At 39.2% G+C, this 26684-nt stretch carries 24 protein-coding genes and 2 tRNA genes; 16 read left to right on the forward strand and 10 right to left on the reverse strand.

Annotated elements, in window-relative coordinates:
* The first annotated feature begins 266 nt into the window (after nucleotides 1–266).
* The 3 genes from QMA08_RS06145 (at nucleotide 267) to QMA08_RS06155 (ending at nucleotide 5427) form a co-directional block, all read left to right on the forward strand.
* Nucleotides 267–3083, forward strand: a complete 2817-nt coding sequence (locus tag QMA08_RS06145) for a TonB-dependent receptor (RefSeq protein WP_024597662.1) — start codon at nucleotides 267–269, stop codon at nucleotides 3081–3083.
* A 168-nt stretch (nucleotides 3084–3251) separates the two neighbouring features.
* The gene (locus tag QMA08_RS06150) at nucleotides 3252–3554 is read left to right on the forward strand and encodes an H-NS histone family protein (RefSeq protein WP_002958250.1); all 303 of its coding nucleotides are present in this window, start codon (nucleotides 3252–3254) and stop codon (nucleotides 3552–3554) included.
* Between the two features lie 124 nt (nucleotides 3555–3678).
* The gene (locus QMA08_RS06155; RefSeq protein ID WP_290173958.1) at nucleotides 3679–5427 is read left to right on the forward strand and encodes a DEAD/DEAH box helicase; all 1749 of its coding nucleotides are present in this window, start codon (nucleotides 3679–3681) and stop codon (nucleotides 5425–5427) included.
* 44 nt (nucleotides 5428–5471) lie between these two features.
* On the opposite strand, the gene QMA08_RS06160 is transcribed toward QMA08_RS06155, so the two are convergent.
* Nucleotides 5472–5807 (reverse strand): ribonuclease E inhibitor RraB, encoded by a 336-nt coding sequence (locus QMA08_RS06160; protein WP_007378192.1) that lies wholly within the window; start codon nucleotides 5805–5807, stop codon nucleotides 5472–5474.
* Between the two features lie 214 nt (nucleotides 5808–6021).
* Between QMA08_RS06160 and QMA08_RS06165 the strand changes: the two genes are divergently transcribed.
* The 3 genes from QMA08_RS06165 to QMA08_RS06175 are packed head-to-tail and all read left to right on the forward strand — an operon-like array spanning nucleotide 6022 to nucleotide 12358.
* A complete protein-coding gene (locus QMA08_RS06165; protein WP_290173959.1) occupies nucleotides 6022–7749 on the forward strand; it encodes an autotransporter assembly complex family protein in 1728 nt (575 codons plus the stop codon).
* Complete coding sequence (locus QMA08_RS06170) at nucleotides 7749–11438, forward strand: translocation/assembly module TamB domain-containing protein (RefSeq protein ID WP_290173960.1); 3690 nt, start codon at nucleotides 7749–7751, stop codon at nucleotides 11436–11438. The genes QMA08_RS06165 and QMA08_RS06170 overlap by 1 nt, the downstream gene beginning before the upstream one ends.
* 32 nt (nucleotides 11439–11470) lie before the next feature.
* Complete coding sequence (locus QMA08_RS06175; RefSeq protein ID WP_290173961.1) at nucleotides 11471–12358, forward strand: peptidylprolyl isomerase; 888 nt, start codon at nucleotides 11471–11473, stop codon at nucleotides 12356–12358.
* A 59-nt stretch (nucleotides 12359–12417) separates the two neighbouring features.
* On the opposite strand, the gene queF is transcribed toward QMA08_RS06175, so the two are convergent.
* Nucleotides 12418–13263, reverse strand: a complete 846-nt coding sequence (queF, locus tag QMA08_RS06180; protein WP_008169292.1) for an NADPH-dependent 7-cyano-7-deazaguanine reductase QueF — start codon at nucleotides 13261–13263, stop codon at nucleotides 12418–12420.
* A 59-nt stretch (nucleotides 13264–13322) separates the two neighbouring features.
* Between queF and syd the strand changes: the two genes are divergently transcribed.
* The gene (syd, locus tag QMA08_RS06185) at nucleotides 13323–13862 is read left to right on the forward strand and encodes a SecY-interacting protein (protein ID WP_290173962.1); all 540 of its coding nucleotides are present in this window, start codon (nucleotides 13323–13325) and stop codon (nucleotides 13860–13862) included.
* A 66-nt stretch (nucleotides 13863–13928) separates the two neighbouring features.
* Here syd and QMA08_RS06190 read toward each other — a convergent pair whose 3' ends face one another.
* From QMA08_RS06190 to QMA08_RS06200, 3 genes are all read right to left on the reverse strand, one after another.
* Entirely contained in the window at nucleotides 13929–14702 is a 774-nt protein-coding gene (locus tag QMA08_RS06190; RefSeq protein WP_290173963.1) for a Zn-ribbon-containing protein, read from the reverse strand.
* A 13-nt stretch (nucleotides 14703–14715) separates the two neighbouring features.
* The gene (locus QMA08_RS06195; RefSeq protein ID WP_197118468.1) at nucleotides 14716–14982 is read right to left on the reverse strand and encodes a hypothetical protein; all 267 of its coding nucleotides are present in this window, start codon (nucleotides 14980–14982) and stop codon (nucleotides 14716–14718) included.
* Between the two features lie 96 nt (nucleotides 14983–15078).
* On the reverse strand, nucleotides 15079–15315 hold the full coding sequence (locus QMA08_RS06200; RefSeq protein WP_002958240.1) for a DUF2789 domain-containing protein: 237 nt from the start codon (nucleotides 15313–15315) through the stop codon (nucleotides 15079–15081).
* 153 nt (nucleotides 15316–15468) lie between these two features.
* Here QMA08_RS06200 and QMA08_RS06205 point away from each other — a divergent pair, with 153 nt between their 5' ends.
* Complete coding sequence (locus QMA08_RS06205; RefSeq protein WP_024597670.1) at nucleotides 15469–16122, forward strand: GNAT family N-acetyltransferase; 654 nt, start codon at nucleotides 15469–15471, stop codon at nucleotides 16120–16122.
* An 850-nt stretch (nucleotides 16123–16972) separates the two neighbouring features.
* Here QMA08_RS06205 and QMA08_RS06210 read toward each other — a convergent pair.
* Nucleotides 16973–17272 (reverse strand): DUF3301 domain-containing protein, encoded by a 300-nt coding sequence (locus QMA08_RS06210; RefSeq protein ID WP_002963032.1) that lies wholly within the window; start codon nucleotides 17270–17272, stop codon nucleotides 16973–16975.
* Nucleotides 17273–18301 carry a DUF3549 family protein gene (locus QMA08_RS06215; protein WP_290173964.1) on the reverse strand — a complete coding sequence of 343 codons (1029 nt, stop codon included), beginning with the start codon at nucleotides 18299–18301 and terminating at the stop codon, nucleotides 17273–17275. It abuts the gene before it with no gap.
* A 104-nt stretch (nucleotides 18302–18405) separates the two neighbouring features.
* Here QMA08_RS06215 and QMA08_RS06220 point away from each other — a divergent pair, with 104 nt between their 5' ends.
* From QMA08_RS06220 to QMA08_RS06230, 3 genes are read left to right on the forward strand one after another with little or no spacing between them, the layout of a single operon-like run.
* Nucleotides 18406–18726, forward strand: a complete 321-nt coding sequence (locus tag QMA08_RS06220; RefSeq protein WP_182693623.1) for a YqcC family protein — start codon at nucleotides 18406–18408, stop codon at nucleotides 18724–18726.
* The gene (truC, locus tag QMA08_RS06225; protein WP_002963028.1) at nucleotides 18719–19483 is read left to right on the forward strand and encodes a tRNA pseudouridine(65) synthase TruC; all 765 of its coding nucleotides are present in this window, start codon (nucleotides 18719–18721) and stop codon (nucleotides 19481–19483) included. The genes QMA08_RS06220 and truC overlap by 8 nt, the downstream gene beginning before the upstream one ends.
* Nucleotides 19483–19932, forward strand: a complete 450-nt coding sequence (locus tag QMA08_RS06230; RefSeq protein WP_010553680.1) for a flavodoxin — start codon at nucleotides 19483–19485, stop codon at nucleotides 19930–19932. Before truC ends, QMA08_RS06230 begins: the two co-directional genes overlap by 1 nt.
* A 69-nt stretch (nucleotides 19933–20001) precedes the next feature.
* Here QMA08_RS06230 and QMA08_RS06235 read toward each other — a convergent pair whose 3' ends face one another.
* Nucleotides 20002–21582 (reverse strand): LysM peptidoglycan-binding domain-containing protein, encoded by a 1581-nt coding sequence (locus tag QMA08_RS06235; protein ID WP_149602939.1) that lies wholly within the window; start codon nucleotides 21580–21582, stop codon nucleotides 20002–20004.
* Nucleotides 21583–21737: 155 nt separating this feature from the next.
* On the reverse strand, nucleotides 21738–22511 hold the full coding sequence (gene gloB, locus QMA08_RS06240) for a hydroxyacylglutathione hydrolase (protein WP_290173965.1): 774 nt from the start codon (nucleotides 22509–22511) through the stop codon (nucleotides 21738–21740).
* Between the two features lie 53 nt (nucleotides 22512–22564).
* On the opposite strand from gloB, the gene QMA08_RS06245 reads away from it, so the two are divergent.
* Nucleotides 22565–23350, forward strand: a complete 786-nt coding sequence (locus tag QMA08_RS06245) for a class I SAM-dependent methyltransferase (protein ID WP_002963022.1) — start codon at nucleotides 22565–22567, stop codon at nucleotides 23348–23350.
* A gap of 428 nt (nucleotides 23351–23778) precedes the next feature.
* On the opposite strand, the gene rnhA is transcribed toward QMA08_RS06245, so the two are convergent.
* Nucleotides 23779–24243, reverse strand: coding sequence for a ribonuclease HI (rnhA, locus tag QMA08_RS06250; RefSeq protein WP_002963021.1), 465 nt, complete (start codon nucleotides 24241–24243; stop codon nucleotides 23779–23781).
* A gap of 68 nt (nucleotides 24244–24311) precedes the next feature.
* Between rnhA and dnaQ the strand changes: the two genes are divergently transcribed.
* The 4 genes from dnaQ to QMA08_RS06270 all read left to right on the forward strand — a co-directional run bounded on the left by dnaQ (nucleotide 24312) and on the right by QMA08_RS06270 (nucleotide 26683).
* Nucleotides 24312–25025, forward strand: coding sequence for a DNA polymerase III subunit epsilon (dnaQ, locus tag QMA08_RS06255; protein WP_024606537.1), 714 nt, complete (start codon nucleotides 24312–24314; stop codon nucleotides 25023–25025).
* 9 nt (nucleotides 25026–25034) lie between these two features.
* Nucleotides 25035–26405 carry a TIGR03503 family protein gene (locus tag QMA08_RS06260; protein WP_290173966.1) on the forward strand — a complete coding sequence of 457 codons (1371 nt, stop codon included), beginning with the start codon at nucleotides 25035–25037 and terminating at the stop codon, nucleotides 26403–26405.
* A 97-nt stretch (nucleotides 26406–26502) separates the two neighbouring features.
* A tRNA-Asp gene (locus QMA08_RS06265) sits at nucleotides 26503–26579 on the forward strand.
* A 27-nt stretch (nucleotides 26580–26606) separates the two neighbouring features.
* Nucleotides 26607–26683 (forward strand) — tRNA-Asp (locus QMA08_RS06270).
* The last annotated feature ends 1 nt before the right edge of the window (nucleotide 26684 follow it).

Consider the following 26684-nt stretch of genomic DNA (forward strand, 5'->3'; position numbering starts at 1 on the left):
CACTTTCAAGTTTTGCTTACATTTAATTTCATTTTATTAGCATAGCACCAAAAAGTGGAATATTGCTCTTTGGTTAATGGTGATGATATCGCAATGTGTTAGTTTTTTGTTTCTTTAAGTTGTTGTAAATTAATGTGTTTTTTCGTTGTCAAAGTGTTGACCTTTTGCTTGAGTTGGGCCTACTATTCAAACCGAAATAGGTACTGTGATGAATTGCAGACCGTTTTGAAAACAAAATAATTAAAAAATATTCTAGGGAGAATCCAATGTTAAATAATCAAGTTTCAAAAGCTGTTCGCTTAGCGATAGCTTTTGGCGCGGCATCTACAGCTGTATTTTCTGCAAACTCGATAGCTGCTGACGAAGGTGTAGAAAAAGTAGAGCGTATTCAAGTTACTGGTTCACGCATAAAGCGAACTGATATTGAAACAACTGTACCAATTACATCAATTGGCCGAAGCGATATTATTCAAATGGGCGCATTGAATGTAGCCGATGTTTTGAATCAATCTCCGGTCACTATCGCTGGTTCAAATCAATCAAATAGTGCATTCGGTACTACAGGTGTTGGTCTTAACACTACGTCTTTACGCAACTTAGGTTCCTCAAGAACTTTAGTGTTAGTGAATGGTCGTCGCTTTGTATCAGGTGTTTCTCCTTCAAGCGGTTATGCGGTTGACTTAAATGCAATACCAGCATCAATGATTGAACGTATTGATATTCTTAAAAGTGCTTCTTCAGCAGTTTATGGTTCAGATGCTGTTGCTGGTGTTGTGAACATAATTACGCGAAGCGATTTTGAAGGTGTTGAAGTTAACGCTCAAACAGGTGTTTCAGATGAATCTGATCGCGAAAAATATTCTTTAAACCTTACTGCTGGTAATAGCTGGGATTCAGGTAGTGTAACAATTGCTGCTGGATATGATGATGATAAGGGTTTGAAGTCATCCGATCGAGACTTCTCAAGGTATGATGAAGCTATATTTTTGAATGATGAAGGTGGTGAATATGTAGGTGTTCAAAACTCTTCATACCCACCTCAAGGCCGTGTTGGCGGATATAATGCAGATGGTACACCATATGTAGGTGATGAGAATTCATTCAATCGTGCATCTTACAGACAGTTAGTGACTCCGCTTGAGCGTAAATACGCAGCAGTTAACTTTAAACAAGATATTTCAGATAGTGTTCACTCTTTCACGGAAGTAAACTGGAATTCATCTAAAACATACAACTCGACTATTGAACCGACTCCTTTCACTACGGATGATGTATATCTACCTTCACGTGGTGGCGTTGGTGGTATTAAGCTGGGAAGCCCTTTAGTTCCAGATCTTTTACGCCAAAATTTAATGTCTGATAATCCTGATTTGACAATGGATGATAATATCCCAACGCTAGTTCGCCGTATGGTTGAGTTTGGTGCTCGCTCAACAGATTTAGAGCGTGATACTATTCGTATTGCGACAGGTATAGATTGGGAAATTAATGACAACTGGCTTTTAAACTCTTATATCTCATGGGGTAAAACTGACCAGCGCCAAGAAAATGGTGGTCAAATAAATGTTGAACGTGCTGCAAATGCATTAGATGTATATACTAATGCAGAAGGTAACGTTCAATGTTCTAATGATTTAGCAGTACTTCAAGGGTGTGTGCCTTTAGATTTGTTCGGTGCAGGAACTTTGTCTGATGAAGCCGTTGCATATGTAAGATCACCTGCAAAATCTCAAGGTCAAGTTGAGCAGTTTATATTTTCAACAACCCTTTCTGGTGAATTACCAATTGAGTTAGAAGGTGGTATGGTTGGGCTAGCTGTTGGTGCAGAACATCGTCTTGAAAAAGGTTCATACTCTCCAGGTGATTTAGCGCAAACTGGTGCTTCAAGTACAAATAAATCTGAGCCTACAAATGGTAGCTTCTACACTAACGACGTTTTTGTTGAAACTGTTTTACCAGTTCTAGAAAATGTTGAACTAGATTTAGCCGCTCGCTATTCGGACCATGAAATTGTTGGCGGACAAACAACATGGAATGCAGGTGTACAATACTCTCCTACAGATACAGTAAAATTAAGAGCATCAGCAGCACGAGCTATTAGAACTCCAAATATTGCTGACTTATTCGGTGGTAGAGGCGAAACTTTTTCAGGTGTTGCAGATCCTTGTGATGCAATTACTGCATCATCTACAGGAAATGTAGCTGCTAATTGTCTTTCTATCGCTGAAGTGGCTAATAGAGTTGCTGCTGAAGGCGCATTCAATTTGACAACTATTGAACGTCAGAGCACTGGTGGTTATATTGGTGGTAATGAAGATGTAAAAGAAGAAACATCTGATTCATTTAGCGTTGGCGCTATTTGGCAAGTAACAGATGAATTTTCATTAACGCTTGACTACTACGATATTGCTGTAGATGACGCTATTGCTACTACTGCTAGAACAACTGTATTGAACCGATGCTATGGTGTTGATCCATCTGACTTTGATGCTACATGTGGTGGGGCAATACGTGATACAAGAGGTGCCTTGACAGAAGTTAGCTCAGGGACTAGCAATGAAAATGATTTAAGCACAAAAGGTTTAGATATAGAATTAAGTTATAAGCAAGAATTTGCTTTCGGGCAATTATCAGCGGACTTGATATGGAATCATTTGTATGAGTATGTTGAAACATCAATTGAATCTGGTGAAGAGATTGATTACAGAGGTGAGGTATTAACTCCTACTAATCGTGCAAATTTAAATTTAGGCTATACAGTTGATGACTTTGCAGTATCATGGCGCATGAAGTATTGGGCAAGCTCAAATGATAGTAATATTGAAGGGAATCAAAATTTTTCAACGGGAGCCCCTTTAGACAAGTTTAATCGCTTCCCGACTGTTATTTATCACGATCTATCAGGTACTTATAACATCACTGCTGGAACAGACGTTACTTTGTCAGTTCGGAATGTTTTCGATAAGCAACCTCCTGTAGCAAACCAAAGTTCAGTAAGTGGAGCATCAGGTATAAACACTGTTGGTGAAGCTTATGACGTAACTGGTCGTTACTTCCAATTGAGTTTTACTACTAAATTCTAATTGTTATTTATATAAGAACGATAAAAACCGCGATTTTAATCGCGGTTTTTTTATGAATAAATTTTATATACATTAATAAATTATGTGCCGTAGTTATTTTTGAAAAATAGCCTTATACTAAAAAAGAATATTTAAATAATTCCAATCACACAATTTAGCGAGATATAGATGAAAGAAGTCCGATCTTTTATTAAAACAGCATCATTAACAGAGCTTGAAAAAGCCCAACAGCTTATCAATGATGCAATTTCAAAATATACCCAGCAGCAAAAAGCGAAACAGGAAGTTTTGGATCTTTTAAAAGAAAAAGGACTTACGCTAGAAGATTTACAAGATGGAGCATCAGACAAGCGCACTAAAGTTAAGCCTAAGTACCGTATGGAACTTAATGGTGAGACTATTGAATGGACTGGCCGTGGCCGTCGTCCTAAAGCGTTTGAAGGTGTTGAGCTTGAGAAATTTTTAGCCTAAAGCTAAATATAAGAGAAGCTTCGGCTTCTCTTTTTTGTTTACCTCTCAATAAAATATAATCAAAGTCTAAATATCATAGCAGTAATTTGCTAAAATCCCCTTATTAAAATCTATTTGTTTTCCCATGAGCTATAAACTAAGACCTTACCAACAAGAAGCTGTAGAACGCACCGTTTTACACTTTAGAAAGAGTAATGATCCTGCCGTTATTGTACTACCAACCGGCGCAGGTAAGAGTTTGGTTATTGCTGAACTTGCGCGTATAGCTAAGCAAAAAATATTAGTGCTTGCTCATGTAAAAGAGCTGGTAGAGCAAAATTCACAAAAATATAAAAGTTTTGGTTTAGAGGCGAGTATATTTTCAGCAGGCTTAAAAGAAAAATCATTAAACCATCAAGTAACCTTTGCCAGTGTGCAATCACTTTCTCGTAATTTAAACAAATTAAATGAGCATTATTCATTACTTATTATTGATGAATGCCACAGGGTAAATGGGGATAAAAAAAGTCAGTACGGTAAAGTAATAAACAGTTTAAAAGAGTATAACCCTCAGTTAAAAGTATTGGGTTTAACAGCAACACCTTATCGGTTAGGAATGGGGTGGATATACCACCACCATTATCATGGTTTTGTTAAGGGTACTCAAGAAAGTCCGTTTAAAAGTTGTATTTTTGAATTGCCGCTCAGGTATATGATCAAACATAATTATTTAACGCCGCCTAACGAAGTTGATGCAGCAATTAGCCATTATGATTTTTCGTCCTTAGATAGCAATGCATTTGGGCAATATACGACTGATGACATGAATGCGCTTTTAAAAAACAGTGAGCGCGCAACGCAGGCTATATTACAGCAAGTAATTCAATACAGTGAAGAGCGCGAAGGGGTTATGGTTTTTGCCGCCACGGTAATGCATGCCCAGGAAATATTAAGCTATTTGCCAGCTTATCAAAGTGCACTTATAACAGGTGATACGCCAAACACTGAGCGCGATAAAATCATTAAGCAATTTAAAGCTAAGCAATTAAAGTATCTAGTTAATATATCGGTACTAACAACCGGCTTTGATGCGCCACATGTCGACTTTATAGCTATTTTAAGACCTACAGAATCAGTTAGTTTATATCAACAAATTGTGGGGCGAGGTTTAAGGTTATCTGAATCAAAAACGGATTGCTTAGTAATAGATTATGCTGGCAATGGTTTTAATTTATTTCACCCAGAAGTAGGTGATAAAAAAGGCGATAGTGATAATGAACCTGTGCAGGTACTTTGCCCAGGTTGTGGGTTTGCGAATATATTTTGGGGTAAAACAGACTCTACTGGCAAAGTAATAGAGCACTTTGGCAGGCGTTGCCAAGGCCTGTTAGAAGATGATGGGCATAAAGAGCAGTGCGATTATCGTTTTAGGTTTAAAGAATGTGAGCAGTGCGGCGCCCAAAATGACATTGCTGCACGTAAATGCCATGATTGCGGCGCGGTAATGGCCGACCCTGATGATAAGTTACGTAATGCATTAAACTTAAAAGACGCACTTGTGCTTCGATGTAGTGGGTTATCGGTTACTCAAATTAAAGATGAACTTATTAAAGTAACGTATTTTGATGAAGATGGCGCAAGTTGCGATGAGGTATATAACCTCGCAAATAAAGGTGGGCAATTTATATTTAATAAGCAATTTGGTCTACGAGTAGGGCTTGGACAAACACCTATTAATTTTAAAACTGCAGCGCAAGTACTAAGCGCACAATTTGAATTAGTACCACCAGATTTTGTTATTGCACGAAAAAGCAAAAAGTATGGTTGGAAAGTGGCTGATAAGCTATTTGACTATAAAGGCAATTTTAGGAAGGCAAATCAGTTAAGCCGCTAAGCTTAACTGATAGAGTACATTGAACTAATACAATTAAAAGGCAACTAAGCTTCGTCACCGTCCATTAATCCCCAGCCGTCACCGTATCCATTAAAGCTATTAGCAATGCTTTCAATGTATTGCTCAGCTTGGCCTAAAAGGGTGTGCTCTGGCACCATTTGTACTTGAGTGATTACTTCCCAAACGCCAGTGTCTTTACATTTTTCAAGTTCAGCATTTTGAACTAATGCATCAGAGACTATTTCTTTAGCAAATTTTTCAGCATCGGCTTCTTGTTCAAATAAAATAAAAAAATCGACTTGGTGCATTTTATTTAAATCAATGCCAGCAGCGGCTATTTCGGCTAAAAGTTGGCCGTTATCATCATCAGGGAATTGCATTAAAAACTCATTTAAAATTAATTTTTTATTCGTAGGCACTATTGTAACTAAAATATTGTCTTAACGCGTACTAATTTTAATTATGCTGATACTTATTCAAAGTTAAATTTACGCGTTAGATTGTCATTAAGTTAATGTGTTGCTCATTATGGCTATGCTAATATGCGCGTAATCAGCCAGTTTTATGTAAGATATTAAAAGTAAGGATATTTACTTGTTTATTAAGTTTTTACGTTGCATATGTGTTGTGAGCGCTTTAATTGCGACAAATAGCTATGCGGCAGAAAAAGTCATAGAAGATTACGAAATTAAAGGGTTAAGTGGTGATTTAGAAAATAACGTAGCCCTTTATCTCAAGCAATTAATTGGTGAAAAACCAACCCGTACACTTCGTCGTTATGCCCAAAAGCAAGTACAAAATAGCATTAAAGCACTTGGTTATTATAGCCCGACCGTCGAGGTTATTTATGATAAAGACGACAGCGAGCTAATTGTTAAAGTTGAGCGAGGTCCTGCAACTCGCATAGAAGCAATTAATATTACGCTAAACGGCGATGGCCAAAATGATACTCAATTACAGGCATTAATTAAAAATACCAACTTAAAACAAGGTGATGTTTTAAATCATGGTAGATATGACTCTGCTCATAAAAAAATAGAATCTATGCTATTGGAGCTTGGCTATTTTGATGCAAAGTGGCCAGCGCGCAAATTAGAAGTGTCACTTAAGAAAAATAGTGCTGTTATTATTTTTGTAATTGATACTGGGGTTAGATATCAGTTTGGTGATATAAAAATAGCTAGTAATACGCCTGCTGAAAAATACATACGCTCGCTTGCGCCTTTTACTCAGGGTCAACCTTATAAATCAACACATATTGCTGACTATAATTTGGATTTATCAAGCACCCCTTATTTTGCAAGCGTGCGCGTTTACGCCGATATTGCTGCGCGTAAAAATAGCCAAGTACCTATTAAGGTAGATGTGTTGCATAAGCCTGCAAATAGCTATGAAATTGGCGGCGGTTTTAGTACTGACTTAGGGCCCAAAGTGCGTTTTAAATGGAGTAAACCGTGGATCACAGAAGACGGCCATTATCTCGAAACTAATTTAAATGTGGCGCAAAAGCAGCAAGATATTTCCATGGCTTATACCATTCCAGTTGATGATCCGAATGATGATTTATGGCGTTTTTCTGCTGGATATAAATTAGAGGATGAACTAACAAACGATACCTACAGTGAAATACTCACGGGGCAAATTCAGCGCCAATGGTTAACCGAAAATAAGTGGGTGCGTACTGCATTTTTACGCCGCGACCAAGAAACCTACCGCATCGGTGATGAAGAGGAAGAAAGCACCGAAATGTTAATGCCGGGCATTAGCTACGCCCGCAAAAAATCAAAAGGCGGCACGACTCCATACTGGGGAGAGCAGTGGCTTATATCTGCTGAGTTTGGTTTAGATGATGTGCTTTCGAGTACTAATCTGATTAGGGTGCAAATGCAACATGCGTGGTTACGTACATACTTAGATAAGCATTTAGTGTTTTTAAAAGCAAATGTTGGTGCAATGCTTGTTGATGATATTGAAAACGTACCTTACTCACTGCGTTTTTACGCAGGTGGCGATCAAAGTGTTCGTGGTTTTGCGTACCAATCAATATCGCCAGAAAATGATGATGGCGACCTCATCGGTGGTAAATACTTACTAACCAGTACAATAGAGTACAACTATCAGTTTGCTCAAAACTGGCGCGCAGCTTTATTTGTTGACGGTGGTACAGCAACGAATGATTTTTCTGATGACTTTGAAGTAGGCGCTGGTTTTGGTTTTCGCTATTTAACACCCGTTGGCCCAGTGCGTATAGACCACGCTTGGGGATTAACAAAAGAAAGTAAAAGCACACGTTTAAGTATTACCATAGGGCCAGAAATTTAATGTCAGTATTAAAAAAGATAACAGCCGCCGTAAGTGCTATTTTTGTCACGTTAGTTGTTGCACTATTTTGTTTGTTATTTACCGCACCCGGTAATCAATTTATTGCTTATAGTGCAAACAAAGCGGTAGATGGACTACATATCGTAATTAAAGATGGCCGTTTTATTTATAATGATGCCTTTAATGTGCGCTTTACTAGCAATGGCTTGGATTTTAATGCACAACAATTGAAAATTGATTTGTTTTGGTGGCAGTGCGATGGAATTTGTATAGATAACTTAAGTGCTAAATCTATAAATTTAACATTACCAAAAACTGCAGAGTCACAAGAAGAAGCCGCTGCAGAGCCGCTTGAAAAAATCAGCTTACCTTTTAATATTGCTGTAAAAAACATTGCGATCAATAAATTTACTCTAGAGCACCCAAGTGCAAACGTAAGCGTTAATCACTTTAAACTCTCAGCAAAAGCAGAGGGTTCAAAGCTGACGGTTAAAAGCCTGAATATTCCCACCATACTTGTTGCTTTAAAAGAGCAAGAACAAGATGCGAAAACACAAACGGCGCAAAATACTCAAGCGCCTTTAACGCACCTACCCGCATTACCTAATATAGAATTTACTTCGCCACTTTACTTAGTTGTTGAAGACTTTGAAATAGCTAACATTACGATTGAGCAAAACGAAGCCCAACATGTTATTGAAAACATCTCGCTGCAATTAAGTGTGGAAGATGCGGTTATTAATTTAGAGTCATTCTCAGCAAAGTATGAACAGTGGCAGCTTAATACGCATCTTAACGCTGAGCTTGCAGGGAACTTGCCCGTAAAAGGGGATGTTGTTTTACAAAGTGATGAGCACCAAGCCAATTTGCAGTTGAATGGTGACTTATCAAATCTAAACTTAAATTTAGAAACGCAGGGGCAATATCCACTTAGTTTAACGGCAACGGCAAATTTAAAGCAAAAAAACTATCCGTTTGAGTTAAATGGCAAAATTAAACAGTGGCTTATTGATGCACAAAGTAATGAGCTTAAAGTGCGAAATGTAAGCCTCAATGCACAAGGTAATGCCGACGATTACCAGCTTAGCCTGCAGGGGAATAGCCAATTAGGCGCGTACCCAGCTGTTGACTTAAATACCCAATTAAAAGGCAGTCTCACCAAAGCAACTTTACAAGCGCTAAGCATTAAAGCGAACGAAAGCAGTGCAACTATAAAAGCCAATGTTGATTGGCAAAAAGGCATACAGGCTAACTTTAATGGCACGCTTGCTAACTTAAAAGCGCAGTACTTAACTGATGCCGCTACCAGTGATATTTCAGGACAGTTTAAAGGCTCGTTTAATGCAGCTGACGACAAGTGGCAGCTACAAATGAATAATACAAAGTTAAACGGATTACTTAACGACGTGCCACTAGAATTTGCCTCAAACTTTAAGCTCGACAACACGTTAAAAGCTAATATTGATAGTTTTTATTTAAGTAGCGGCACCAATAAATTAGCACTAAGCGGGCAAGTTGATGACACTTGGCAGGTTGATGGCAAAGTAACGCTTAAAAGTGATGAAAAAGCTAATATTCCATTTACTGCTGATGGCAACGCAAATTTAAAAGTGAGAGGGGAAAGGTTAACGCCCTCTGTTGATTTAGCGCTAATACTCGATCGCTTTATTTTTGATGAAATAAACATTAATAAATTATCAGTAAAAGGGCAGTTAGATACCGCAGCCGATTGGCAAACCGATGTTTCGGTAAGTGTTGGTTCGGCGCTTGTAGCCGAACAGCAAATTAATAGCGTTAAAATTGATATTAGCGGCGACAAAACAGATCACCAACTTACGGCATCTGTAGATGCTGAGCAAGGCAGTGTAGAGTTTGAAGTTAATGGCAAAATTAATAATACCACTTGGAATGGCGAGCTTAGTAATGTAACGCTCAGCGATAAAAAGCTTAGTTTTAGTAATACTAAAAATATTGCCATTATGGTTAATACGCAAAGTGGCGACTTTGATGTAAGTGCACATTGTTGGGCATCTGAGCAAAGTAAATTGTGCATAGACACCTTAGCCCAATCAAAAAACCTCGGTCAGCTAAATGCTAAACTAAGCAATTTAGCTCTTGAGGAGCTTAAGCACTTTTTACCTAATAGCATTCGTACTCGCGGTAATATAACTGGCGATGTAGCGCTTAATTGGCAAAGTGGTGCGCTTAAAACATTACGCGCAAATATCGATTCTAGCGACTTAGAAGCGGTGCTTACCTCGGAAGAAGATCGTTTTAAATTACCAATCGAAACTCTAACTGTTAGTGCATTTTCGGACTCTCAAGTTGGCAAGCTTGAAGCTAATTTAGAATCAAGTGTGCTTGGTAAAATAAACACACAAATTGATATTGACGACATACAAAATACGCAAGCGCTTAACGGCACTATTAATATTGATAAAATACTCCTTTCAGACTTACAACCATTTCTTGAAACCCTTGAGCAGTTAAAAGGTGATATTAGCGGAAAAATCGCATTAGCAGGTACGTTAAAAGATCCATTATTAAATGGCGAACTTAATGTGAGCGATATTAGTTTAGAGGGCGAGCAATTACCTATAGCGCTGCAAAAATCAAATATAAACGTATTGTTTGATAAAACAACAGCCACAATAAAAGGCAACTTAAACGACAACCAGGGCGGTAAAATAAATCTCACCGGTGACGTTGATTGGCAAGGTGCGCAACCAGCTGTAAATGTGGCGGTAGTTGGCGAGCAGTTTTATGTACGTGCGCAGCAAGGGGTTACTTTTAAAGTATCGCCGGATTTAAAAATAGGCTTGGCAAATAATGCACTCAAGCTTGCTGGTGAGGTAGTTGTGCCTTACGGTCGTATAATGATTGAAGAGCTTCCTGAGGGCGCAGTGCAAGTTAGCGATGATGAAATTATTGTTGATCAAAAAACCGAGGCCACAGAAACAGTTCCATTTGATTACGACATAGATTTAAAAGTGATTGTTAAAAACGATGTAAAAGTAGAATCGTTTGGCTTGGAATCAAAAGTTGCGGGTGATTTAGCGATAAAAATGAGTCAAGGTGCACCAATTATAGCCACAGGTGAGCTTAACTTAATTGAAGGTACTTACTTAGCCTTTGGGCAAGATTTAATAATCAGCACTGGGCAAGTAGGTTTTAGCGGTTCAATTGAACAACCATTTTTAAATATTAAAGCAATACGTAACCCCGATACGACTGCAAATGGTGTCATTGCAGGGGTTACGCTTACGGGTAATGTTGAACAACCAACGCTTAAAATATTTTCTGAGCCTGCGATGGATCAAGCACAAGCACTTGCATATTTACTTAATGGCCAACCTTTAGGTGATGGAGAAAGTTCGTCAAGCGATGCTATGCTTACACAGTTATTACTCTCTCAAGGGGTTAGCCGCAGCGAAGGGGTTGTTTCTAAGGTAGGTGAAACCTTTGGGCTGTCAGATGTAAGTTTAAGCTCATCAGGTAGTGGTGATAGCACCAAAGTAGAAATATCTGGTTACGTAGCACCCAGCTTACAAGTTAAATATAGCGTGGGTGTATTTGATTCGCTCAGTGAAGTGGCTGTGCGTTATCAGTTACTTTCACAGTTATACATAGAAATAACGAGCGGCCTATATCAAAATGTTGATGTGCTATATAAGTTTGATTGGGAATAACCAAAGCTATAATAATTATAAGGATATAAGCGATGAAAAAAATTATATTGCCAGCTCTGCTTAGTGTTTTATTGAGCGGTTGTGCTCAACAACTTGGTAATGGTGTTGCTAAACAAGAGCTACCTTTATTGAGCGCGAGTGAGGTAATTGCTAGTGCAACAGATAATGACTGGCGAGTAGTGGATGCTCAAAATATTTTAAAGGTAACGCTGCCAACGGGCGATGCGTATATTGAGCTTAATGAACAACTTGCCCCAAAGCACGTTCAAAATATTAAAAAGTTAGCGCGAGAAGGGTTTTATAAAAATACCAGCGTTTATCGGTTTGTTGAAGGTTTTGTAGCGCAAGGCGGGGACAGCTCGGGTAAAAAGTTAATTAAAACGGCAGATAAAACAGTCCCTGCTGAGTTTTATTTAACAACAAACAAACCACTTTTAATTACTGAGCTAAATGGCGACGGATATGCACCAGTTACTGGCTTTTTAAACGGCTTTGCAGTAGCTCAAAACTCAGCACATACGCAAACATGGCAAGTGCATTGTAGTGGCGTGTTTGCCATGGCGCGCGACAACGATATAAATAGTGCGAGTACGGAGTTTTTTGTAACAGTAGGGCAAGGCCCGCGCTACCTTGATAAAAACATTACGGTGTTTGGTCGAGTGCTCGAAGGTATAGAGCATTTTAACCGTTTAGCGCGCATACCAACTGAAGGAAAAGCATTTAACCCAATTACCAATATACAAGTACTTGGTGATGTACAAAGCGATAAAAGTATATTTAAAGTGATGAAAACAAACTCATCGGTGTTTAAAAACTTAATAAATGCTCGTAAAAACCGTGTTGAGCCATGGTTTGTTAAAGCACATAATTACGTTGATGTGTGTGGTATGCCTATACCCACTAAGCGCGAAGTTAATTAAAGAATGTAAAAAGGAGCCTAGGCTCCTTTTTTAATACTCATATCCCAGTTTAAAATAACCTACTGACGATTAATTTTAACTGCAAATGGCGTATCGTTATAATGTGTAGAGCGATACGGGTTTATATCAAGCCCGCCGCGACGAGTATAACGCGCGTAAACTTCTAACTCTTTAATATTAAGTTGTGTTGTTAAATCGCTATAAATACGCTCAACACACTGCTCATGAAATTCGTTATGTGTTCTGAATGAAATTAAATAACGCAATAACGACTCACGGCATATTTGCTCGCCTGTGTATCTTATGATCACACTTGCCCAGTCAGGCTGGGAGGTAATTAAACAGTTCGACTTAAGTAAGTGGCTGTAGAGCGTTTCTGTTACTACGTTATCATTCTTTGCTTTAAGTGAATTAGCATCAATATCGTAATTATTAATCTCAATATCTAAATCATCAATACATTCACCTGGCAGCGCTGTACACGGTAAGCAATTGTAATCATCAGGATTATATAAAGTCACTTTGACAGGGCTGTTAACCGCGTTTGATAAATCATCAATTAAATGCTGTTTTACTACATCAATGCTTTCAAATCGGGTTTGGTTAAAGCTATTTAAATAAAGTTTAAACGACTTTGACTCAATAATATGGCTGCTTTGGCATTCAAAGGTAAATAAGGCCACGGCAACTTGCGGTTTACCTTTAGTATTTAGCCATGAAAGCTCGTAACCTGTCCAAATGTCTTGGCCTTTAAATGGCAGCTCTGCTTCGTCAATATTTAAAGCATCACGATTTAGTTTGCGCGCAATAGGGAAAAGCAAGCTTGGCGTGTACACATCTACATACTCAGTAGATTGGCCTAATACGCTACCTTTAAGGTCTGGAGAATTGCTGTAATCTGTCATGTTTGCTCTTAAATAGTTACAATGGGGACATTATATCTAATTTAAATGAGTTTCACAGTATGTCTGTTGCATTGCTTATAGAACAACTTCATCAAAAATTTAGCGAAAATACCCTTAAAAACACTGCAAAGTACCCACTTATTACACACGACGATCAATGGCCAAGCCCATGTGAAGTTGGTGAGGTTGACGAGCAAGGAAACATTCAATGGCAGGGGGCGCGTCAGCAACCCGCAGGTTCGCTTAATGATTTAGCCAGTGCACTAGAACTTGAGTTTCCAAAAGCGCTTAGCGAGCTATACGGACATATGTACGGTGGAAGTATTTTAGCAAGTATTGATGGGCATCAGGTTGAATTACTACAAGCATGGAACGAAGAAGACTTTAATTTGCTACAGCAAAATATAACGGGCCACGTTTTAATGAAACGCAAGCTCAAGCAGCCAGAAACAGTATTTATTGGTTTAACAGAACAAGATGATTTACTAGTGAGTGTATTGGTGCACACTGGTGAAGTATGTTTAGAGCATGTTGGCAAAAACACACACCATGTACTTGCTCCCAACATTAATGCTTTTTTAAAGGCATTAGAGGTTTAGAGTCTATTCAACAATCAGCTTGGTGCAGTTAGCACCAAGCTATTGTTGCTCATTAATTTAGTGTAACTACTGAAAATCCCACGATATATTAGACACTAAGCCACAGGGCTCACACCTAAAGTCGAATAACCCAAACCACGATTCAGGTAATTTCCAATCGCCATTACAACTAGGGCATTTTCGTTCAAGTTCAGACGCTTTATCTACGCCGCCTACACGGTATAAATAATAATAGGTTGGCTTTTTAGTTAAAAAACTAATTCGCTTTGTTATGTCTTTTCCGCGTCTATATAAGTCGCTTTTAATACTCGATATTTCTTCAAGCGCCGGAAATTCACAACGGGTTGCGCCGTTAATTTGAATTTGATCGCAGGCTTGCCAATCTTCTTGCCATTTTATAAGCGTTTTATAGTCACCATTAGCAATTGCCGGAATACGAAATAGCGGCAAAGGCAAAAAGTCATCACCACAATAAAGCGGGCTGCACGTATGCACATAGGTTGTATATAAAATATAACTTGATGGTTCTTTGCAGCAATCAGCGCCGTTGGAGTGAATATCTTGTCCGATCACTTTTACTTTTGGCGCAAGTAGCCCAGCACTATGTAACTTTTCGATACTGTGCTTAACAAACGGGCTGTTATTTAGCGGGTGCATTGCATCTTCGGTCGGGCACATAACGCGGGTAATAAAAAATCCATCTTTTAAAACGGTTGGAAATTCTTCCCCCATTATTTGACCATTAAAACGCAGTGCATTTACTAAGCGATTTATTGCTTGTTCGGCTTGTTCTAGGGTGGTGTCTTGGTAGCAATCAAAAGTTAAATCAACAACGAACATTTATAGTCTCAAATTATTTTTGTTCTAGCAGCGCAAGAAGTTTATCGAGTTTTTGCTCAATTCTATCTAATTGACTTGTTTTAAGCTCAGTATTATCTGACTGCTGTGGGTTTCTCATGAAGTTATTAATTGAATCAGGATTGTTTTTATATTGGCTTACTGCTGCAATAATCATCGGCATTGGAACCGGTTGCGCCAAACGGCTTTTAGTTAGTGCTACAGTAGGGATTTTGCCTTCATCGAGAAGGGCTTTGATTGCATCAAATACAACTGAATTCATTAGATATATAACTCTTTAATAAAATAAATACGCAGCATATAAATGCTGCGCAGATGCTATGTTAGCAATAAATAAGGGAGGGTACATTAAATAAAATTACTTACTTTGACGAATGCGTACATCTAACTCGTCAATTACTTCACTCCAATCTCCGTCTTGTGCAAGGGATTCAGCTAAAAAGTGCTGTTGTGCCTCATCCCAAAAAGAAGCTTCTTGGAGTAGTGTTGTGTCTTCTAATTCATGTGAGGCAATAAATGCATCTATTTGCTCATCACTATTTGGTAATCCAAGCTGTGCAAAAAGTGTGTTAATGTCGTGTTTTGTCGTATCCATGAAATTGCTCCTTTAAATGAATGAAAATTCATACTAGTACCTAACTGTACCTCCTGCTAGTTAAACTCTCGCTGAATTTACGGTTAATAATTTTAGGTATATAGTTAGGTTTAAAGTTAAACAGCCTATAGCTAAAATAATAAAGGAAATACAATGAGTGTAACCACACCAGCTGATACGTTCAGCGTACAGTATTTAGCTGCAGAAGATATTAGTACTGCAGCGAGCCTAATTTATCAGGCTTATCATGACGATCCTGTATTACTAAACATGCTTAGCTACAATGACGAAAATAAATCAGTTTACGAAAAAAAATTACGATCATTAATTCGCGAAGAACTCAGTAGTTTTTGGCAAGAAAAACAGCCATTAATTGGTTTATACCGCAACGATAAATTAAAAGCAGTAGCGTGTGTATTTGAATCTAATAGCCAATTACAAGCGCAGCGTTATTGGCACTGGCGTTTAAAATTAATGCTGAGTGCGGGCTACTTGCAAACAAATCAATTAATAGATAAAGAACAAACAATTAGAGACGCCCTTAAGCAAAAAGGCAATTACTATTTTTTAGCTTTTATTGCCGTAGATCCGCATTTTCATGGACAAGGCTTTGGTCGTTACTTACTACGTGGGCTTGACGACTTAGTTAAATGTAACGCTGAGTCTACAGGGATGGCTGTATTTGTAACACGTAAGGAGCACATTGAATTTTTTAAAACTGAAAAGTTTGAAGCATTTAAACACCTTACTTTTAACCAAGTAGAGGGCGAGTTACTGTTTAAATCAATAATTGAGCCAACTATTTAAAATTATAATGTAAGCCAATGCGCCCAAACGGACATAAGACCGTGAGATATATCTCACATCATCGTAAGCATTGTCACTTAAAGGCTACTAATAAGTAGCCTTTTTTGTTCTAAGCTATTGTTCTGCAGTATTTATTTTGTTTTTTCATTTTTGTGACGTTTATTTATTTAATGTTAAGTCCTATTTCTCTCCCCTGATTGCTTTAAACTTCTCTTTGTCAAGACGACATAGCTCAATGATTGAGTTACTGCCAAGGATAAGGAATAGGCAACATAGCAGACGCTAGCAGGAAGCATAAAGGACAAGCTAAAACGGATACAAGGAAGAATAAGGAAGTGCATGAAGCACTTAGTAGCTAGGAGTTACTTTAGGATAATCACGGATGACGCTACAGGAAGTAGCAGGAGCGTTAGTTTACGCAGGACAGCCAAGATGGCAAGTGGACATTGCAGGATGCAAAAAGTGGCAGGAGCTACTTTAAAGGATTACCAGGGATGATGCTACGGGACGTAGCCAAACGATAGATTTCGTGGGTTTGCCAAGATGGCTATGGATATTGCAGGATGCAAAAGTGGCAGGAGCTACTTTAAAGGATTACCAGGGATGATGCTACGGATGTAGCCAAACGATAGATTTCGTGGGTTTGCCAAGGTGGCCATGGATATTGCAGGATGCAATGTGAGGGTAAACAAGGTTGTTTACTCGTTCAGGGGATGATAATACGGATTTAAGATAATGGATATCTAGCAGGATGCAGTCCAATTGGGGCGTAACTTTAGTTACGCCTTAGTTTTTTGTGTTGAATTAAATTTATTAATTTAAGACATATACTCCTAAAGTATATTAAGTTTTATATTTTATGGGGTGGAACAACCACACTTTTCAAAAACTCATTTTCCATAATTAACACACCTTGATAAGCATTTTCACCGTCGCTTGAAAACTCAAATATAAATTCACTTTTAATGCCTGGCTTGCCGTTCTTTAAAAAACCAAAGCGGCGTTTTGTGCATGCAACACTCATTAACTGCACCTGCAGTTGCTCACTTTGACGTTTAGCATGAACGTTCGCCGCTTCAGCAACCTTTCGGTTAAGCCAAAATAAGTAAATTACACTACCAATAAGTATGAACGTCCATAAACTTGCCATTTAAGAGAATAACCTTCCAATTGCACGCGCGAGGGTTTCGCTACGATTTTCTTTACGTAATAAGCCTAATAAATGCGGGCGAATAGTTGGTATTGCAACTAAGTCAGCAAAAATACTTGGAAACAATTCTTCAATTTTTTGATGATGCGCGCAATTATCCATAAATACATGTAAGCGTTCAGGGTTTTCTAATTGTTTAAAACACCGCCCAGCTATTGTTAGTAACACGTCAGAGTCGTGTCTTACCTGTGAGCTTAGTACAGTATCAACTAATTGAGCGCATAATCCTTGAGCTTGACCTTTTGAAGCTGATCTTAGTGCTGCGGTTATAGCCACTGTGTCGTTGTTACTAATTGCACCCTGGGTGTAATCAACAAGTAACTCACTCATTGATGTTGGTATTTCAACGTGTTCAAGCATTGCACTGAGTGGTTGTAGTACTTCAATAGGTAAATGCGCCCATGCTTTTTGCAGATTACTTAAGTTTGTATCGCTGTCTAAGCGTAGTGCAAAATCGGCAATACCCTGTAGTGCAACACTTTGCCAATTATCAAAACCAATTTTACCGCTAAAGTACAATTGTGCATGCTCGTAGTACTGCGATGCAGGCTGTTTTAATAGTACTTTTACTTGGGCGTTAAATGCCGCTAATTTATTTGCGTTTGGTGTAAAAACATAAGGGTTATTATCAAGCTTTCCATCGGCTTGCTCGCCTGTAATTTCAGTGCCTAGCGCTTGAATAACCATATCAGCAAAGTGATCGCGACTAGCACTTACCAGCATACTTTGCTCATCAAGGGGGAATTTTAAAAACCATACATACGGTTCTTTACTGGCTTTAGTATCCCAAAATTGAATAGCGAGCCATGCATGACCAGCAAGTGGATAAGGGTAAGGCACTTGAGCTTGTTCAATAGCTAAAAATTGTTTTTTATCAAGCTTAGTAATGTGCCTGCCAATATCAAAAGCACGCCACTGAGTACCCGCACTATCTAAAAGCTGACCTAATGTAGCTATTTGATCACTCATTGTTTTCTCAACTGTTTTTACTGCAAAATTACATTAATTATACGTCATAGCCGCTTGTGAGGGAACAGGGTATAATTGCATTACATATATAAAAGAGGGTGGTTATGTACCAGCAAACCCAAACTTATTTAGTGCAGCTAACGGCACTTTTACAAAAACACGCGCTTTGGCAAAGTGAGCCAATAGACGCTGAGGCACTGCTTTCAAATACTCCTTTTTGTCACGATACAATGGCATTTGAGCAGTGGTTACAGTTTGTATTTATTGACAAAATACAGCAATTAATAACACATAGGCAACCACTGCCGCGTAACTTTGCTATTGCCCCTATGGCGCAAATGACACTTGTAAATAAAGCCGGAAGCGATGAAATTATTGAATTACTAACAGCCCTTGATACCTTTTTAGGAGAACCAAATGAGTGAGCGTCCAGCGCCTATTGAATATGGCGAGCTGACTATTTTGTATCAAGATGAAAACTATGTGGCTATAAATAAGCCTTCAGGTTTATTAGTGCATCGCTCGTTTTTAGATAAACACGAAACCCAGTTTGCTATGCAAATGTTGCGCGACCAGCTAGGGCAACATGTATTTCCAGTACATAGGCTCGATAGACCTACGTCGGGCGTATTGCTGTTCGCACTGAGCTCTGAAGCAGCTCGCGATATGAATCAGCTATTTATTGAAGGTACTATTGCTAAGCGCTATTTGGCCTTAGTGCGCGGCTTTGCGCCAGAGTCAGTATTTTTAGATAAACCGCTTAAAGAAGAACTTGATAAAATAGCCGATAAGTTTGCAGATCAAGATAAAGCACCGCAAGAAGCGCAAACCCAGTTTAATTGCTTGCACCAAGCTGCATTGCCTATTCCTATAGGTAAGTATCCAACAGTGCGTTACTCGTTAGTTGAGTGTTTTCCAAAAACCGGGCGAAAGCATCAAATTCGCAGACACTTAAAGCACTTATCACTGCCTATCATTGGTGATGTAAATCATGGTGATAACCAGCATAATCAATTTTTTAGAGAGCATTTTGAGCTAAGACGCTTAATGTTATTTGCAACAGAGCTTAGTTTTGTGCACCCTTATAGTAATGAATCAATAACAATTAAAGCGCCACTAGGTGAAGACATGCTTGAAATATGTAAGCAGCTAGGTTGGCCAGAGCAAGAAAAGGATTATTAATGGCACATATTAGTATTTTTGTAGGCAGCGTTAATGGCGGTGCAGAGCGTTTAAGCGATGAAGTTGCAGCCACAATAGAGCAAGCGGGTCATACTGCTACAGTAATTACAGAAGCATCGCTTGATGATATAAAAAATGCATCGCATATTTTAATTGTTACCTCCACAACAGGCCAAGGTGATGTACCGAGTAATTTGGCCGGATTGTACTTTGCAATGAATAGCACTTTCCCAATGCTTACCGATAAACCGTTTGGTGTAATTGCAATGGGTGACAGATGTTACGGCGATACATTTTGTGGCGCAGGGCGAAGCTTTGACGAGCTACTTCGTGATTTACAAGCAAAGCCTGTGGGCAACCGCCTAGAAATAGATGCATGTGAAGATTTTGAACCGTGGCCGGTAACCGAGCCTTGGTTAAAAGTATGGCTAGAAAAACTACCTGCTTAATCCTTTAATTTTAAAGTATTAAAAAAGGAGCGCATGCGCTCCTTTTTACTTTTAATATAGTTTTATAAATTAACTACTTCTGACATCTACTTTAAGTTTTAGCTTTTGGCCAGGTTGTAAGTATTTTTGACCGGCTAAATTATTCCACTTAATAATTTCGTTAACGCTTAGATTAAACTTAGACGCAATACGTGCAAGTGAGTCACCACGGCGTACTTTGTATGTAATAGTACGGTTGGTACTTGCCGTTGCTTGTGGTTTATTAGCAGACTTATACACAGTAAGTTTTTGATTTAGGCGCAGTACAGAGTTTTTCTTTAGCTTATTCCATTTAGCCAACTCATCCATAGTTACGTCATATTCGCGGCTAATGTCCCATAACGTGTCGCCACTTTTAACTGTGTGCGAAAGCTTTGTGCGAGTTGCTTTATTAGCAGCTAAGCGCATCTGCTTTGGTAAATGTTCGCTATTTATAGCGCCATCAGTAAGCGGGACTAATAATTCTTGGCCTACTTTAATCGTATTTGATTTGAGTTTATTAAGCGATCGGATTGCACTTGAGCTCGTTGTAAACTTTTTGGCAATTACTGATAAGCTGTCGCCTCGAGCCACAATATAACGTTGCCAGCGTAATCTGTTTTTAACATCAGTGTTTGCTAGTTTTTGGCTAAATTGCTCTGCTTTATCTACTGGCAGTAATAAAGAATGTGGGCCATTAGGATCAGTTGCCCAGCGGTTAAAACCAGGGTTTAATCTGTATAGCTCAGTAAGCGTCATATCGGCCATATCAGCAGCAAGTGCTAAATCTATTTGCGAGCCAACATCAACCACTTCAACCACTTGTGCATTAATTACTGGTTGCCATGTAACGTTAAAATCATCTGAGCGTTTTAATAAATCGGCAAGTGCTAATAACTTTGGTACGTAGGCTGTTGTTTCGCTAGGTAAATCAAGAGACCAAAAATCGGTAGGTAAATGCTTTTTACGATTCTTTTTAATAGCGCGCATCAAGCGCCCTTCACCTGAATTATAAGCAGCAATCGCATTTAGCCAATCGCCTTCAAGTGTTTTATGTAAATACGACAAGTAGTCAAGTGCTGCACGAGTCGACTGCACTATGTCGCGACGACCGTCGTACCACCAGTTTTGTTTTAAATCGAATCGCTCACCGGTTGCAGGCATAAACTGCCAAATGCCCGATGCGCTGCGATTAGAATAACCAAATGGGTCAAATGCGCTTTCTACAATAGGCAGTAGTGCAATTTCGATTGGCATTTCGCGCTTTTCTACTTCTTCAACAATAAAGTGTAAGTAAGGTTCTGCACGTTTAGAAATACGATCTAAATAGGCTTGGTGGCGAGCGTAATAGTTACGTTCAGTAACAACAGGGCGGTTTTGCGGTATTTCGATAGAAAGTTGGTAGCGAATTCGCTCCCACACATCATCAAACACGGGCGCTTCTTGCTCATCAGAGTCAACTTGCTGATATTGTGCGTTTACCATCAATGCATTGTTAATGTCGTTAGGACTTGCGCCTTCGAGTTGTTGGTTTGCTTGCGTGGCAACTTGAGAGTCTGACTCTAATGTTGTCACAGTTTGACAACCACTTAGCGCTAACGCCAAGGCTACTAATAGGGGAGATTTATTCATAAATACCAATACATCGGGTAAAAAACTCGGCGAATACTACCTGTTATGAGTTAACATTGCCACTTAATGACTTTTTAAAACGCAGAAATAGAATCATCACTATATCTTAAGTTAATGATTCTAATGAAATAAATATTAAAGTATTAGTTTTTGCATTAAAAATTGTCTTTGAACTGTCTCAGACTCGCAAAGTTTCCCCAAGGTTCATTGTTTTTTGTAACCGAGATAAATTTCTCTGGCACTAACTCTATAATGGTTGGCAAATCGCTACGCATAAATGGATTTATTTTTAGCTCCTGTCCAATAGAGGTCGGTAGAGAAATTTGATTATTACTGCGTAATTCATCTACTTTTTTACTGTACTCAAGGAGTTCTGGATTGCGTGGTTCAACTGCTTTGGCAAAGGCAAGATTAGCTTGCGTGTATTCGTGTGTGCAATAAACAACACAGCTTGCAGGCAGCTCTCTTAGTTTATTAAAAGATTTCCACATTTGCTCTGGCGTGCCTTCAAATAAGCGCCCACATCCGCCGCTAAATAATGTATCGCCTGTAAAAGCAAGTTCATCATTTGTGTAACAAATATGATCAAGCGTGTGCCCAGGAGTTGCTAAAATACTAAAGTTAATATTAAGCACACTGATGCTTTGTCCATCAGTGAGTGCGTGAGTGACGCCTTTAAATGGACTATTTGCAGGGCCATAAACCGATATATCTGGATAGGCGTCAACTAATTCAGCTACGCCATCAGTGTGGTCGTAGTGATGATGCGTAATTAAAATACCACCAAGCGTTAGTTTGTGCTCAGCTAAGTAGGTTAATACGGGATGTGCTTGACCTGGATCGACTACCCATGCTTGGTTACTGTTATCGGTAGTTAAACACCAAATGTAATTATCAGAAAAGGCTTTAATTGCTTTGACTTGCACCATGGTAAATTGCTCTATAAAGTGACACTTATCGCATAGTATAACGAGCTCAAAAAATGAAACCAGCCCTTAGTTTTCAAGAAGGACCCAAACCACTGTCGTGGCAGCAGTTTCCTCATGGGGATTATTTACGCACAGATATTGAACGTAAAATGGAGCAATGGCTTCCGCGTATGTTTGGCTATCATATGCTTAAGTTGGGTAATTTAAGTGGCGAATTAAACACAAGTATAAGTACGATTAAACACCAAGTGTGTGTTGCAGAGCCTGGGCCTTACACTGGGGTAGTTGCTGACATAGATGAATTGCCATTTTACGAGCACAGTATTGATGCTTGTATACTAAGCCACTGCTTAGAGTATCATTCAGACCCACATCACATTTTACGAGAAGCACATCGCACGCTTATTCCGGGCGGTTATATACTAGTGACTGGTTTTAATCCGTTTAGTTTGTGTGGGCTTGCACAAATGCTGCCTTTTAGTGGTCAGAAGTTACCATGGACGGGGCGCTTTTTTACCCCTGCGAGGGTTAAAGATTGGCTAAATTTATTGGGTTTTGAAATTGTAAGTGACGAACGTTTTATTTATTCATCACTGGCAAGAGGTAACAGGTTATCAAGATTTGAGTTTTGGCGGACTTTTGCAAAACAGTATTTAAAACCAATGGGCAGTGTTTATATGCTGGTGGCACGAAAAAGAGTTGCGCCACTTACGCCGATAAAACCTAAGTGGCATGCTAGGCCGCAGTTTGCACCAGTAAAAGGGGCAGGACTTAGACAAACGTCAAAGCAACACTTTAAATCGTGCGAGCAAAAAAATAATACCAATTGCATTAAATAAGTGATCTATCATAGCGCTAAGAAAATAGCACATTAACAAGGCGAAAATTGTGACATATAGTTGTTCTATATGAATAATTTTTAACGCAGTTAGTGAGTTATTTAATGCGATAGAATGAACATGTTTTTAATAAAATTGGTATAACAACTAGGGTCTGTTGATCTTTGCGGATTAAAATTTGTTCAAACTAGGGGCTATTTAATCGCGGCGCGAGGTTTGTAACCTAGTGGGCTAAGTAAAAACCGAGCAACAAAGAGTAAATAGCCCCTAGAAAGAACCCTTTGGGCTGCGCCTGTTTGGCATTAATGCTACGTTATCGCCCATTTATGGGGAATAACCACACTACATAGGCTCTGCCTTGCCTAAATACCAAACAGACTGCTGCAAATTTAACCTGAAAGATCAACAGACCCTAGCTTAGAATAAATTTAAGGCTGGTAGCCTACATCTTCTAGTAAATCTTTACTGCCAGCGGCATCGCGGGCTAAATCGTCAACTATTTCGTTGTATTTATTGCCGCTATGCCCTTTAACCCACTTCCAAGTTACATTGTGCTCGCTACAGGCTTTATCTAAGCGTTTCCATAAATCGACGTTTTTAACCGGCTTTTTAGCTGATGTTAACCAGCCACGTTTTTTCCAGTTAGTGATCCACGATTCAATGCCTTGCTTAACATATTGGCTATCGGTTGTTAGGTTTACATCGCATTCTCGAGTGAGTGATTCTAGGGCAACAATAGCCGCGAGCATTTCCATTCGGTTATTTGTTGTGAGTTTATAACCTTGGCTCATTTCTTTTTCGTGGCCGTTATAAATCATAAAAATACCATAACCGCCGGGGCCTGGATTACCTAAACATGAGCCGTCGGTGTAAATCTCTACGGTTTTTTGCACTGTTTTACCTTGATCTTATGTACAATAAAGTGATTATAGAAAGATACCAGAATCAGGCTAAATTCGATATGGCACGTAGACAAATAGTTTTAGATACAGAAACCACCGGCATCGACCCTAAACAAGGGCACCGTATTATAGAAATTGGTTGTGTGGAGTTAGTAAATCGCCGTTTAACAGGCAATAACTTTCACGTTTATATAAACCCACAACGCCCAAGCGAAGAAGAAGCAATCGACGTTCACGGTATCACTAACGAATTTTTACGTGATAAACCGTTATTTCATCAAATTGCCCAAGAGTTTTTCGACTATATTGAAGGGGCAGAGTTAGTTATTCATAACGCACCGTTCGATGTTGGTCATATGGATAATGAATTTGCACTACTTAATCAGGGCTATCCTAAAACAGAGACTTTTTGTCAAGTTCTCGACACGCTTAAAATGGCGCGTGACTTGCATCCAGGTCAAAAGAACAATCTTGATGCATTATGTCGTCGTTACGATGTAGATAACGCAAAGCGAACACTTCACGGCGCGCTACTGGATTCTGAAATTTTAGCCGATGTTTACCTTGCCATGACGGGTGGTCAAACAAAGCTGAATTTGAATCAAAACAAAGATGACGGCAGCGAGCAACAGAAAGGCGGTATAAAGCGTTTAAATAGCGATAGAGCCCCATTAGTTGTATTGCGAGCAAGCGACGCTGAGCAAAGCGCACACGAAGCACGATTAGATCTTGTAAACAAAGAAGGCGGCCAATGTATATGGCGCGCAGAATAAGGCGATTTAATGAAAACGATGTATTTTGTAACAGCGTTATGTGCTGCTAGTTTATTTACTGGCAATGCATATGGCGTAAAACAAGTAGAAGTGCTCAAGCGCGATGGGCATCAAAATGAGATCCCTTTACTTGATAATCGTTTTCGCATAGATAGCAAAATAGATGAAATAACACTGCTGTTTTTTAGAAAATCAGGTGCACCTGCTGTTATTTTAGTGCGGCCCGATGGCAGTAAGTACTTTGCTACTGACTCAGTTAAAAACCCTAACTTAGATTGGTTTGACGAACTCAGCTACGATTTAGTTACCATAAAAAAACCTATGGCGGGTCCTTGGCAAGTAATAGGCAGTATTTTACCCGACAGCAGAATAGTTGTATTAGGCGAAATATCTCTTGAGGCAGAGCCTCTTCCTTCAATGTTGTTTAGGGGGGAGACAATAAAAATCACCGGGAAAATACTAAACGACGATGAGCCAATTAACACAAACCTATTTAGGGATGTTGTGAGCCTTAATGTTGACTTTGTAAGTACCAACAATGAAAACTTTGCTAACTTTGGCGCAGGCATTCAAGAAGTAGCGGAATTTAAAGACGATGGACGTGGATTTGATGAGCGTCCTAAAGATGGTGTGTTTACCGGCGAGTTTACTTTAGATTTTCCTGCGGGTGAATGGACACCAGAGCTTTACGTGGCAACACCTCTGCTGCAGCGCCGCATTGTGCAAAATACAATAGAAGTGCACGAGCCGCCTTTTATAACCGAAGTCGCGTTAGCAGAACAAGACACAGACGAGCATCTGTTAACTATAAATATAGACCCAAGTATTGTTAAGCCAGAGACAGTCATCATCCAGGGAAAAATCTACTATCCCAATAACGAAGAGCAAATGTTTACCATAGATGCTGCAGCTAAAGACTCACGTCAGCTTAGTGTTAAAAATTATGATTGGGGTAGATATAGTGTTGAACTGTCTGTTTTTGGCACTAATATTAATGGCCGTGAATTTATGGCAACGCTACCAACGTATAAATTTGAGATAGAACGACCCATAGAAGCGGTGCCCGAAATTGATTCGGCAACAATTATTACGCCAGATAAAATGATTGAGAGTGAGCCTGTTGAAGAAAAAATGGCCACATCGGCAATTATTAGTTTAATTGTAGGCTGCAATACGCTCATTTTATTACTCGGTTGGTTGTTAATTCGTATATTTGTTCAGAAAAAATCGATTAAATTTAAAGTGAAGCTGCCTTTTTTAAAGAAAAAGAAAACAAGTGAAGGTGGTGTTGCCGACACAGAAAAAAATCAAGTCGGTAAAAATGGCTCAAAAAATGACAGATCAGGTGAAATTTTAAACCTTTCGATGACAGATGACTAAAAAACCTATAAAAAAACAAAAAAGCCCTTGACGAAATAGGGGTTGGTTCGTATTATTCACGCCGCTGTCAGGGAGACCTAAACAGCAACGAAAATATGGAGTGGTAGTTCAGTTGGTTAGAATACCGGCCTGTCACGCCGGGGGTCGCGGGTTCGAGTCCCGTCCACTCCGCCATTTTCGTAAAACTTGTAAGTAAAAGCTGGAGTGGTAGTTCAGTTGGTTAGAATACCGGCCTGTCACGCCGGGGGTCGCGGGTTCGAGTCCCGTCCACTCCGCCAA

It is taken from the genome of Pseudoalteromonas sp. APC 3355 (assembly GCF_030407615.1).
GTDB classification, from domain to species: Bacteria; Pseudomonadota; Gammaproteobacteria; order Enterobacterales; family Alteromonadaceae; genus Pseudoalteromonas; species Pseudoalteromonas distincta.